Origin of the sequence: Synechococcus sp. R55.3 (assembly GCF_047461975.1) — a bacterium.
Classification (GTDB): Bacteria; Cyanobacteriota; Cyanobacteriia; order Thermostichales; family Thermostichaceae; genus Thermostichus.
Map to the genome: position 1 here is coordinate 34,126 of NZ_JANSIG010000009.1, position 10,892 is coordinate 45,017.

Genomic DNA, 10,892 nt, shown 5'->3' on the forward strand with positions numbered 1-10,892 from the left:
AGGAGCAAACCTTATCCCTACGCGACGCTTCTGCGAATGGCGATGATGAGCGGACAACGATAGGCGATAGTTGGTGCAGGGCTTGAAAGGAGGGAGCACATGCTGGGCGGAGTTTTGGCGATTGCGGCTGCGATTGGCTTGGTGGTCTTGCTGTTGGAAGCAATTCGCTACCGCCGCTGGGGATCCGTTCGCCGTTGGCAACCGGCGGTGGGGCTGGGCTTGGTGGCGTTGGCGGCGCTGGGGTGCTGGCTGGGTCAGTTGCCGGAGCCGATCCCCCTGGCCCTGTTGTTGGGGGGCCTGGTGGGGGTGGGGTTGCTGGGGTTGAGTGGCTGCGGTCGGGCTGGACAGGGGCTGGTGGTGCTGTTGCTCAGTTTGGCGGCCTGGCAAAGTCTGGCTGTCGGCTCCCCCGGTCGCATCGGCATTGCGGAGCAACATGGAATGCTGTTTCTGTGGGGCTGCGGCCTGGGGATGGGCTTGGTGGGGATCCCTTTGCTGGGGGTCTTGGCCGCAGCGGAAGCCCTGTCGTTGCTGATGGCGCTGGGCCAGGGGTGGAGCGGCATTGCCGCCATAACCTGGGGATCTCGCCTGCTGGAGATGGGATCCCAGCCGGATCTCCCTTGGCAGGTGCTGTTGCCGGTGGGGCTGGCCGCCCTCAGCTTGGTGGCAGGCACTGTGCCGCTCTTGACCGCCTCAGAAGACTCCCCCGGGCTGCTGTCGGCAGTGGGGCATGGGGTGGGGTGGCTGGTGGCGTTGGCGCTGGCCTTGGCCTTGACCCGCAACGGCCTATACCAGGATCCCTTTTGGGCCTTGCTCTACGGGGCAGGGGTGCTGCTCTCGTGGGCCTTGCTTGCCTTGGAAAACCAGACGGGACAGGGGATCCCCGCGCCGGCAGGGGAACCTGCTCATGTCAGCGGGCCGGAGGCTTTAGCCGGTCGCGTCAGCGTTGCCGAGCAACAAGGATGGCTGCTCTGGCAGGCCTGCGTGGGCCTAACGCTGGTGGGCGGAGGAGCGCTGCTGGCGCTGCGATTGGGGGGATCCTACGGGGCGGCGCTCTTGGGGCTGGGGTGTCTGGCTTTTCCCAGCCGCTGGGGGGCGATGGCAGCCCTCTTCTTGTCGGCCCGCCCTCTGCTGCAAAACCTGTTGCACCAGTTCAACCTGCAGGTTGCCGGGATCGACCTCACCCAACCCTATGTGTCGGCGGCGCTGTACCTGGGAATGGCGGCCATGGCGCTGGCGGCGCTCCTGCACTGGCTGTATGGGCCAGACAAACCCCTGCAGACGGGGATCGCTCTGACGCTGGCCAGCCTGGCTCTGCCGGTGGGGGTGGGCTACTTCATTCACGCTCAGCCGCAAGCGGCCTTCCTGTTGGGAGCCTTGACCACCGCCTTGATCCTGGCGGCGCTGCAGCCCATCCTCCTGCAGCAGGAGGGAAGAGGGGCGGAATCTCCAGGGATCCATTCGCGGCAGCGGGACGGAGTCCTTGGTTTGGGCCTGACTGTGCTTGCCATTCTGGGATCCAACCTCAGCCGCGATTGGACGGTAACCGGCTTCCATGCCACCCGCCTGGAACGGGCGCTGGTGCTGGCCGGGGTGGTCGGGATCCTGGCGTTGATTCTCCTGCTCTGGCAAGGCTGGAGCCTGTGGCAATCCAGGAGAATGCGCGCCCCTGCCCGCTGTTCGCGTTAGCGGTGCGGAGCACTCTGGTTGTGCGGAGATGAAACCCGTTCCCTTGGGCACCCTCGGCACCTGGCAGGGGATCCTCGGCCCGGAACAAACCGCTGCAGCCCTGGGCAACCCCGGTGTGAAGGTGATCGGATCCCCAGCTCTGTTGACGTTGATCGAGCGGTGCGGCCACAACACCTTGCAGCCCTTCTACGAGCCGGAGGAAGCGGCGGTCGGGATCCGCTTTGCCTTGGAGCATCGGTCGGCAGCGGTGGCGGGGGATCCCTTGCAGGTTCGGGTCGAAGTCGTGGCCGTGGAGGGGAGACGCATTCAGTTTCAGGTGGAGATCACCCAGCAGGAGCGGCTGGTGATGCAGGGATCCTACACCTGCCTGGTGGTCGATTTGCCCCGTTTTCTGGCCCGCTATGGATTGACCGCGGAGGATCCCAGTCGGTGCTCAAGCTGTTCGCGTTAGCGGGACGGAGTCCTTTGGGATTGCTGCTGGCCGTCTTTGTGGGAACTCTCTTGTTCTGGCCTCAACAGCTCATTCTGCGCTACCGCAAACCCTGGCAGGGCCCCCTTGCCTGGATCTGGAAATGGCACGGCTGGGGAGGCTGGGCCGTGCGGGGCAGCCGCCGTGGCTGGGAATGGCGTTGGGGATCCCTGCGCCTTCGCGGGCGTTGGCCGGTACAGCGGGGAGAACCTCGCTCCCTCGGAGATTGGCCGCGTTATTGGCCCTACCTGTGGAAGCTGGGCAAGCAACTTCGCATTCAATCCTGGCAAGGCGGCGTAGAAATTGGCTTTGCCGATCCAGCTTTGACGGGGCAATGCTTGGGGCTGATCGCCGCTCTACCTCTTCCGTTGGCTCAACACCTGCGCTTGACCTTCACCCGCATCGGCTGGTGCGGACAGGGATCCCTGGTGGTTCGGTTTCGCGGCTGGCAGGTGCTGGGGCCGGCCTTAAAACTGGGATGGCTCGCCCTTTCGCGCCGGTGGGACAGAGTCCTGCGGGCAACCAGGGGGGATCCCCGGCAGAAATAGCCAATGGGAAAGCTGGCCTCAGGAGAAAAGTGCTGTGGGGGAACCGCACCGCTGACGTGGTCAGACCGGCTGCAGCGCCGGGCGGCAATTCAACAGAGGCATGACCCGTTCCCCAAATCGCTGCACATCGGCAACAAAATCCGGGAATGTGAACAGGATCCCATCGATGCTGGTTTGGCCGGCGATGCGATCCAGTTCTCTTGCCACAGTTTCATAGGAACCGATGAGGGTTGGGATCCCCATAAATGCCTCTGCCTGGTAGCTTTTCACGTTCACCCCCACCGGATCTGTGTTGGCTGCCCCTTTCCAGCCCAGCAGGGCCTCGATATCCCCCCCTTCCATGTAGTGCTCTGCAACAGCTTCGGCTTCCGCGTCGGTTTCTCCCATCACCACAGTAAACAAAGCGTAGGTACCCACAGTGCGTCCCACCCGTTGGCCAAGCTCCTTCAGCCGATCGCTCATGCGACCAGCCTCTTCAACGGGAGCCAAGATGAAGTTGTGGTTGCCCATTTCCGCCGTAAAGCGCATACCCCGCTCTGAGTGCCCTGCGCAAACAATCGGGATCTCCCGCGAAGGGCGAGGCTGACAAACGCAGTCTTCCAACTGAAAATACTTGCCCTGATAAGAAACACGCCCTTGCTCCCAGAGCAGCTTCATCACCTGCACATACTCGGTGGCGTAGTCGTAGCGATAGCTGTAGTATTCATCCCCCGGCCACAGGCCCATTTGCGAATATTCCAGCTTGTTCCAGCCGGTCACGATGTTGAGGCCAAACCGTCCTTTGCTGATGCTGTCCAGAGTGACACACATGCGAGCGGCCACAGCAGGGTGGAGCGTAGGCAGAGCCACCGAAGCGTAGAGATGGATCCTTTCCGTCACCGCCGCCAAGCCCGCCATTAGGGTAAAAGACTCCAAGGCGTGATCCCAAAACTGGGTTTTCCCCTTAAACCCCCGCCACTTCACCATGGACAGGACAAATTCAAAGCCATACCGTTCCGCCAAGAGGGTGATCTGCTTGTTCAGCTCGAAAGTTGGCATATATTGCGGCGAATTCACCGAGATGATCCAGCCGTTGTTGGCGATGGGGATAAACACCCCAAACTGCAGATACCTCATCGTCCAGTCCTCTCTCGATAAAGCCCTTGGGGAAACAGGCCAAAAACCCCCTGCCCTATCTAAGTCGGTCAGAGGCGAGGAAATGGTGTGCAACACTACTGGGTAAGCCAGGAAGGGATCCCGAACGATGTGCTCCCCACCGCCAAGGCAACCAGCGCCGGAACAGCCTCGGCGAGCACAACTTTGATTTGAACAGGTGAAGCAAAAGAAGATAAAGAAGATATCTTGGTCTTGGTTGGCCCCGCCCTTGTAGATCCCATCGCTGCTCCGCTGTTGAGGCCAACTTCAGTACTCCGCACCGCTAACGCGAATCGGTTAGCTAGGGGAATGGGTTTGGGCAGTTCCCAACCTAAGGGGTAGGCGTGGCAGGGGGAATGCGCAGCTCCACAGCCGTGTCCAGGCGGGAGCGTGGGGGTGGGGCTTCTCCCTGAGCCAGTTCTAGGTATTGGGCCAGCGGGTGATTTTCCTTCCAGCGGGATCCCACCTCAGCAGCCATTTGGGTGACTTGGATTTGATAAAGCTGGGCCAGCTCGGCAGCATTGAGGTTGCTCCGCTCCACCTGATCGCGACTGGCCTCGGCCAGGATATCTACCACAAGGTTGCCTTGCTCATCAAACCGCCACAGTTCCAGGCGGCTGCGGGAACGCAGGCTCAACTCCGTTGGCGAAGCTGGTCGAGTGAGGACATCGACGCGGGCGATGACGATGGCTTCCAGGCCCAGGTAATCGAAAAATTGGCCCACCGCCTCCGGCTTGCGGCGATCCCACTCAAACAGCTCGTAGATGGGCCAGCCCACCTTCTGCAAAATGGGCTGAATGCGACGGTTGTCCAGGGGCACCACCTTCTCGCCGTTGGGGATCAAGCCCAGACGCACCGCCTCTATGGCCAGGCGCTGGCCCAACAGTTGGGTATGCTCCAACCCTCCCACCCCCAAAATGCCAAGGCGACGGCGGGGTTGAGGCCGAATGGGCACCTGCAAAACCACATCCACAGGGGTGGTCAGGCCCGCTTGCAGGAGGATCTCCTGCTCTGCCTTTTCATAGTCGGGGTGCCACACCGTCAACAGCCAACGCCCGGCTGGGGCATGGTCTAGCTCAAAAGCGCCCCGCTCATCGGTTTGAATCGGCTGATTGGGGTTCTCCATGCCCTCCAACTGCACCTGTGCCCCCGCCACAGGTTGTCCCACGCTGTTGCTCACCTGCCCCACCAGCCGCGCCGTTCCCTGGGGCTGCCCTTTGTCTTGAAAGGGAAACAACGGCGTCAACCGTGGAATGGGGGTGGCCGGAGCCTGAGCCAGCGCTCCTGAAGTCAGTGCCAGCCAGCCGCAGAGGGCCAGACTGCCTGTTCGCGAGAGCGTCGCGTAGCGATAGCTGATCCTGCGCCGGAGAGGATGGAAGAAGAGAAGAGGCATGGCGAAGGTTGCATCCGGTAATAGCAGTCGGTTCTATTCTGCTTTGCGCCACTGACGGGTGCTGCAGGGATCCTCACCCCGAAAAGGGGTTGTTGGCTTGCCATTGTTGGACAAACACCGGCACCATGTTGCGCACCTGCAGCCGAAACAGGCCCGCTGCCGCATCTTCAAACATCGGATCCCCGCCCACATCATCCCGCCCATAGGCTTCGTAGTAGCGAGCCCGATCCCCAGGCCGATCCCTCTGCAAGTCCACCACCACCACCACCCCGCGGCTGCGCAACTGGTTGGGGGTGAAATTGGGAATTTCCACCGGCACCGTCGGGGCCACAAAGCGTAAGGCCGTATTCAGCAGAGAGTTGCCCTGGCGGTTGTAGTCCCGCGAGATCTGCATCTGGGTCAAAAGGATGTAGCGCAATCCCAGGGCATCCCCGATCACCTTCAGCTTGGCCAAATCGGAGGTGTAGCGCTCATCCCGATCCAACAAAGTCAGGCCCTGGGTGAGGGGCAGAAGCGGCTCAAACCGGGGATCCGGCCCCAGAGGCCCCTTCAAGAGCAGTACCGGTCGCTGGGGCTGCAACTCCTTCAGGGCCATGCTGAGGTGGCGGGCCAGCTCATCCGAGTAAACGGGTTCATCCGGCAAAAGGCCAATGCCCTCCGGCTGGCGGGTCGGTTCCCCTGGCGGCAGGCGAATATCCTGAGTGGAGACAAAGCCGGCCCGGACTTCCACCTGGGTGCTGGTCAGGGGAAAACCCGGCACCTCCACATCTACCAAATACAGGCCAGCCGGCAGTTCCGGCAGCACATAAGTGCCGTCGGCAGCAATGCGGACGGTTTGCCTGGGTTGGGTTGGCGTGGCGGCCAGGTGCAAAACCCCGGTCTGAACGGGTTGGCCGGCAATATCCAGCACCCGCCCGGTCACCACACCCGCTCCTTCCGGGGAGAGGGCTCCTTCCTGCTGGCTGGCTTCCCCATTTGAGGGCTCCGTCCCACCATTGCGGACGGCAAGGGCCGCCTGTTCGCGAGAGCGTCGCGCGGCGATAGCTTGGGCTTCCACATTCTGCAAACGGCGCAAGGCCGGGATCCCTGCTGCCACCACCCACAGATCCCGACCGTCTAACATCACCAGACCCGTCGGTTGTCCCTGCAGCCGCAGTGAGGCTGCCAATCGCCCCGTCTGCAAATCCACCAGTTGCAGGCGGTCGCTATCGCGGGAGGTCACGTAAGCCCAACGTCCATCCGGGGAAAGGGCCAGCCGCGTCGGTCGCCAATCCAGGCCAACCCGCTGCAGGGCCTCGCCGCTGCGGCTCAGATCCAGCACTGTTAGATCTTGGCTGCCGGAGTTGAGCACCACCAAGCGTTGCCGTTCCGCATCCAGGGCCATGGCTTCCGGAGTATGACCGCCCCGCCAACGGGCCAACAGCTCCCCATTGTCCGGGTTGACCACCAGCAAGCTGAGGGGATCCTCCCCGGCTAGGCCCACAAACAGGGATCCCCGCTGCGCATCATAGGCCAGCGCCAAGGGGGGGCCGGGCATCGGCAAATTGCGGGCTTGCGGCTGCTCTGAGGGATCGCTTTGCGCACCGCTGACGCGCAGGGGAGCAGCCATCACCGCCAGACTTTGGGCAGAGGGCAGGGAGGCGAAAACCCGCCCTGTGACCCCATCCACGGCAATATCCAAAACTCCCGCCGGCAACCCATAGGCCTGAATCAGCTCCCCCGTCAGCAGATCGAGGGCCACCAGCCCAGGGGCATTGGGGCCAGAGGCATAGACCACCTGCCGCGCCTCATCCACCCGCACCACACTGGGGGCAAACCCCACCGCCGCCTGCCACAAGGGATCCCCGCTGGCCCCATCCAGCAGAGTCACCGCCTGCTCCTCCAACAGCCCAACCGCGACCCAGCCCCGATCCGGTACCCCATCGATGCGATCGGCAGAGCTGCGCAAGGGCAAAAGCCAATCCCCCTCTGTCCTCAGGCCGTTCCCGTCCGTCGAAAAGTTCTCCACCGCAGAGGAGGAGCCTGCTGCCGGCAAAGGGATCCCTTGCCCCAGCACGGGGGATCCCAGCCCCAGCACGCTGCTCAGCACAACCAGCCATTGCCACCGCATGACCTTCCTCACTCCACAGCCGCGCCTGCTTTGACTCAGGAGATCCTTGCCCAACCAGCATAGCCAACCCGACCGTCCCCTCGGTGCCGGAAAGCCCAAACCCATTTTTTGACAGGCTGCCCAGACGAACATAGAATGGATATTCGCTGGTTTTGTCAGGATCAACCATGAAGGTACGGCCTTCCGTCCGTCGGATCTGCGAAAAATGCCGGGTCATCCGCCGCCACGGTCGGGTGATGGTCATTTGTTCTTCCAACCCCAAGCACAAGCAGCGGCAGGGCTAGAGGGTCGATGGTGGGTGGGTTCAGCCTGCAACGGGAGACAGAGGCAAAGGCTTCCGACACAACCGAGCAAAACGTTGGCTAGACCTCTCGGTGAGCATGGATCCCAAGACCGGCATCTCTACAGCAACATTTCTCTGAATGAGGATCCCATCTCAGGCAGGCAACTCAATCCTTACTGGGCAAGTGTGTTCGAGTTGGTTTGATTTGATAAGGTACCCCTGACTATGGCACGGATTGCGGGAGTTGACATCCCCCGAGAAAAGCGAGTGGAGATTGCCCTCACCTACATTTACGGCATTGGGCTAACCCGCTCCCGCCAGATTTTGGCGAAGACCGGTATCAATCCGGATACTCGTACCCGCGACCTCACCGACGCTGAGGTGGCCGCCCTACGGACGGTGGTGGAGGGCGAATACCAGGTAGAAGGGGATCTGCGCCGCCAGGAGGCGATGAACATCAAGCGGCTGATCGACATCGGCACCTATCGAGGTCGTCGCCATCGCCTGGGTCTGCCCGTGCGTGGTCAGCGCACCCGCACCAACGCCCGCACCCGCAAGGGGGTCAGGAAAACGGTGGCCGGCAAGAAGAAAGCTCCTGCCAAGAAGTAGTCGCTCGGCTTTGCGCGGAAGGCAAAACTCTTCCACCATCCCGAATCCCAACCCCAAACAGTCGATTGCAAGGACACCTGGATCATGGCTCGGCAGCAACGGCGCGGACGTAAAGTCAAAAAGAACATCCCCAATGGGGTGGCCTACATTCAGTCCACCTTCAACAACACCATCGTCACCATCACGGATCCCAACGGCGATGTGGTGTCTTGGGCCTCGGCAGGTTCTACGGGCTTCAAAGGGGCCAAAAAGGGCACTCCCTTCGCCGCCCAAATGGCAGCAGAAAGTGCGGCGCGTCAAGCCATGGAGAACGGCATGCGCCAGATCGAAGTGATGGTGAGCGGGCCGGGAGCCGGTCGGGAAACCGCCATTCGCGCTCTACAGGCAACGGGCCTGGAAATTACTCTGATTCGAGATATTACCCCCATTCCCCACAACGGTTGCCGTCCTCCCAAGCGGCGGCGTGTCTGAAGGATCCCGCGTTGAGGGCTGGTCGAGCGTCTGTAGGGGGTTTTCTCCAGAGCTACGCCATGCCCCAGCGAAGGTCTGCCCAAGCGTGAGATGACCTCGAAGTTTCATCAGTTCTCCAAACGGATATCGAGCCAGACGGACGGGGCCACTATGATGATTCAAACCAGCCGAACCCTCCTCCACTCTCTCGGCAGCAAAGCGAGCTCAAGCGCTGTTGCTTACCAGACCGAGTGTGTTGAATCTCATCGGGATGATAACGGCGTTCACTACGGCAAATTTGCTCTGGGGCCACTGGAGCGCGGCCAAGGGATCACGGTGGGCAACGCTTTGCGGCGGGTGTTGCTCTCCAATCTAGAAGGGACGGCGGTGACCGCTGTACGCATTGCCGGGGTGAGCCACGAGTTTTCCACGGTGCCGGGGGTGCGGGAAGACGTGATGGAGATCCTTCTGAACATGAAGGAGTTGGTGCTGCGCTCCACCGCTCCCGATACTCAGGTGGGCCGTTTGGTGGCTCAGGGGCCAGGGGAAGTCACCGCCGAGAAGCTGCAATTGCCCAGCGACGTGGAGGTGATCAACCCCCGTCACCACATTGCCACCCTGGCGGAAGGGGCAATTTTGGAAATGGAGTTCATGATTGGCCGAGGACATGGCTACCGCGCCGTCGATTACTCTGACAGCAAGGCGATGGCAATCGATTTTCTGCAGATCGACTCTGTCTTCATGCCGGTGCGCAAGGTGAACTACGCCGTGGAAGCAGCCCGGGTCGGCCAATCTTTGGAAAAAGATCGGCTAATATTGGAAGTCTGGACCAACGGCAGCCTCACCCCGCAAGAGGCCCTCAGCCAAGCCGCCCGCATTTTGGTGGGCTTGTTCTCGCCGCTGCAGGAGGTCAGCTTCGATACCCCTGTGCCGCCCCAGCCAGCCGAGGACAACCAGAAAAACCAGATCCCCATCGAGGAGCTGCAGCTATCGGTGCGGGCCTACAACTGCCTGAAGCGAGCTCAGATCAACACGGTGGCCGATCTGCTGGTCTACACCGAGGAAGATCTGCTGGAGATCAAAAACTTTGGCCAGAAATCTGCCGAAGAGGTGGTGCAGGCCTTGAAAAACCGCTTTGGTCTGACGCTGCCCCGCACCCGCGAAAAGGGCAAGGCGTAGGGTTCAGGTTCCGTCCAAAGTATCGGCACCGCCGGCACGACCGCGTCAAAACCCAAGGATCCCCGAAGACTGTAGGACAAAAGGCAGAGGTTACCATGCGCCACCGCCGTCGTACCCCCCACCTCAACAAGCCCGCCGACCAGCGCAAGGCCCTGATGCGGGCGCTGACCACGGCTCTCCTGCGGGAAGGGCGGATCACCACCACCAAAGCCCGCGCCAAAGCCATTCGGGCCACCACTGAGAAGATGATTACCCTGGCCAAAGAGGGATCCCTGGCGGCGCGGCGACAGGCGCTGGCCTATATCTACGACAAGGATTTGGTGCGCTCCCTGTTCGAGCAGGCTCCTGAGCGCTACCGGGATCGGGCCGGTGGCTACACCCGCATCCTGCGCACCGTGCATCGGCGGGGCGATGGAGCAGAAATGGCGGTTATCGAGCTGGTGTAGCAGGAAGGGATCCATGCCGTACCGTCGCATTGCCCTGAGAATTCAGTACCTCGGCAGCGGGTTCTGTGGCTGGCAGCGCCAGGCGTCCCGCCGTACCGTGCAGGGGGTACTGGAGGAGGCAATTGCGTCGCGGGCGGGACATCCGGTGACCCTCTATGGGGCAGGCCGCACCGATACGGGGGTTCATGCTGCAGGCCAGGTGGCCCACTTCGACACCACCTCCGGCATTCCTGCGGCGGAGTGGTCGCGGGTGCTGAACGACTGTCTGCCGGAAGATGTGGTGGTACTGGCTTCCGCCCAGGTGCCTGGCTCCTGGCATGCCCGCTTTTCGGCTCGCTGGCGCCGTTACCGCTACCTCATTCTGAATCGGGAGCGACCGGATGTGTTCTGGCGCCTCTTTAGTTGGCAGGTGCGGTGGCCTTTGCAGGTGGAGCCGATGGCGGAAGCCCTGAACTCCCTGCTGGGAGAGCACAGCTTGGAAGCCTTTCGGCGGCGCGGATCCGATCGCCCCCACTCGCGGGTACAGGTGCAGGAGGTGCTCTGCCAGCGGCTGGGGGACTTGATCAGCATCGAGGTGCAGGCCAG

The 10,892-nt window shown here is 62.1% G+C and carries 12 protein-coding genes; 9 read left to right on the forward strand and 3 right to left on the reverse strand.

All coding sequences use genetic code 11. The features are described from left to right. Nucleotides 1-99 precede the first annotated feature (99 nt). Genes NW849_RS02620 through NW849_RS02630 form a run of 3 tightly spaced genes read left to right on the forward strand, consistent with a single transcriptional unit; the run spans nucleotide 100 to nucleotide 2,703 of the window. Complete coding sequence (locus tag NW849_RS02620; protein WP_414355783.1) at nucleotides 100-1,686, forward strand: hypothetical protein; 1,587 nt, start codon at nucleotides 100-102, stop codon at nucleotides 1,684-1,686. Between the two features lie 28 nt (nucleotides 1,687-1,714). After that, nucleotides 1,715-2,137, forward strand: coding sequence for a thioesterase family protein (locus tag NW849_RS02625; RefSeq protein WP_414355784.1), 423 nt, complete (start codon nucleotides 1,715-1,717; stop codon nucleotides 2,135-2,137). Continuing rightward, on the forward strand, nucleotides 2,116-2,703 hold the full coding sequence (locus tag NW849_RS02630) for a hypothetical protein (protein WP_414355785.1): 588 nt from the start codon (nucleotides 2,116-2,118) through the stop codon (nucleotides 2,701-2,703). The genes NW849_RS02625 and NW849_RS02630 overlap by 22 nt, the downstream gene beginning before the upstream one ends. 60 nt (nucleotides 2,704-2,763) lie before the next feature. On the opposite strand, the gene NW849_RS02635 is transcribed toward NW849_RS02630, so the two are convergent. From NW849_RS02635 to NW849_RS02645, 3 genes are all read right to left on the reverse strand, one after another. Then, nucleotides 2,764-3,819: an LLM class flavin-dependent oxidoreductase gene (locus NW849_RS02635; protein WP_414355786.1), complete on the reverse strand. Its 1,056-nt coding sequence runs from the start codon at nucleotides 3,817-3,819 to the stop codon at nucleotides 2,764-2,766. A gap of 349 nt (nucleotides 3,820-4,168) precedes the next feature. Beyond that, nucleotides 4,169-5,230: a carboxypeptidase-like regulatory domain-containing protein gene (locus NW849_RS02640; protein WP_414355787.1), complete on the reverse strand. Its 1,062-nt coding sequence runs from the start codon at nucleotides 5,228-5,230 to the stop codon at nucleotides 4,169-4,171. Between the two features lie 73 nt (nucleotides 5,231-5,303). Next, entirely contained in the window at nucleotides 5,304-7,340 is a 2,037-nt protein-coding gene (locus NW849_RS02645) for a carboxypeptidase regulatory-like domain-containing protein (protein WP_414355788.1), read from the reverse strand. 167 nt (nucleotides 7,341-7,507) lie between these two features. Between NW849_RS02645 and rpmJ the strand changes: the two genes are divergently transcribed. From rpmJ to truA, 6 genes are all read left to right on the forward strand, one after another. Further along, nucleotides 7,508-7,624, forward strand: coding sequence for a 50S ribosomal protein L36 (gene rpmJ, locus NW849_RS02650; protein WP_011433187.1), 117 nt, complete (start codon nucleotides 7,508-7,510; stop codon nucleotides 7,622-7,624). 224 nt (nucleotides 7,625-7,848) lie between these two features. Next, nucleotides 7,849-8,232: a 30S ribosomal protein S13 gene (gene rpsM, locus NW849_RS02655; RefSeq protein ID WP_011433188.1), complete on the forward strand. Its 384-nt coding sequence runs from the start codon at nucleotides 7,849-7,851 to the stop codon at nucleotides 8,230-8,232. A gap of 84 nt (nucleotides 8,233-8,316) precedes the next feature. Continuing rightward, nucleotides 8,317-8,703, forward strand: coding sequence for a 30S ribosomal protein S11 (rpsK, locus tag NW849_RS02660; RefSeq protein ID WP_011433189.1), 387 nt, complete (start codon nucleotides 8,317-8,319; stop codon nucleotides 8,701-8,703). A 150-nt stretch (nucleotides 8,704-8,853) separates the two neighbouring features. Next, nucleotides 8,854-9,861 (forward strand): DNA-directed RNA polymerase subunit alpha, encoded by a 1,008-nt coding sequence (locus NW849_RS02665; protein WP_414355789.1) that lies wholly within the window; start codon nucleotides 8,854-8,856, stop codon nucleotides 9,859-9,861. 95 nt (nucleotides 9,862-9,956) lie between these two features. Beyond that, the gene (rplQ, locus tag NW849_RS02670) at nucleotides 9,957-10,307 is read left to right on the forward strand and encodes a 50S ribosomal protein L17 (RefSeq protein WP_414355790.1); all 351 of its coding nucleotides are present in this window, start codon (nucleotides 9,957-9,959) and stop codon (nucleotides 10,305-10,307) included. A 13-nt stretch (nucleotides 10,308-10,320) separates the two neighbouring features. Continuing rightward, nucleotides 10,321-10,892, forward strand: a 572-nt coding sequence (gene truA / locus NW849_RS02675) for a tRNA pseudouridine(38-40) synthase TruA (RefSeq protein ID WP_414355791.1), incomplete at its 3' end; no start/stop codon positions are given.

Excerpts from the sequence above, each read along its gene's own strand:
- NW849_RS02620 (WP_414355783.1), top strand. The coding sequence starts at position 100 with ATGCTGGGCGGAGTTTTGGCGATTGCGGCTGCGATTGGCTTGGTGGTC.
- NW849_RS02625 (WP_414355784.1), top strand. The coding sequence starts at position 1,715 with ATGAAACCCGTTCCCTTGGGCACCCTCGGCACCTGGCAGGGGATCCTC.
- NW849_RS02635 (WP_414355786.1), bottom strand. The coding sequence starts at position 3,819 with ATGAGGTATCTGCAGTTTGGGGTGTTTATCCCCATCGCCAACAACGGC.
- NW849_RS02640 (WP_414355787.1), bottom strand. The coding sequence starts at position 5,230 with ATGCCTCTTCTCTTCTTCCATCCTCTCCGGCGCAGGATCAGCTATCGC.
- NW849_RS02645 (WP_414355788.1), bottom strand. The coding sequence starts at position 7,340 with ATGCGGTGGCAATGGCTGGTTGTGCTGAGCAGCGTGCTGGGGCTGGGA.
- rpmJ (WP_011433187.1), top strand. The coding sequence starts at position 7,508 with ATGAAGGTACGGCCTTCCGTCCGTCGGATCTGCGAAAAATGCCGGGTC.
- rpsM (WP_011433188.1), top strand. The coding sequence starts at position 7,849 with ATGGCACGGATTGCGGGAGTTGACATCCCCCGAGAAAAGCGAGTGGAG.
- rpsK (WP_011433189.1), top strand. The coding sequence starts at position 8,317 with ATGGCTCGGCAGCAACGGCGCGGACGTAAAGTCAAAAAGAACATCCCC.
- NW849_RS02665 (WP_414355789.1), top strand. The coding sequence starts at position 8,854 with ATGATGATTCAAACCAGCCGAACCCTCCTCCACTCTCTCGGCAGCAAA.
- rplQ (WP_414355790.1), top strand. The coding sequence starts at position 9,957 with ATGCGCCACCGCCGTCGTACCCCCCACCTCAACAAGCCCGCCGACCAG.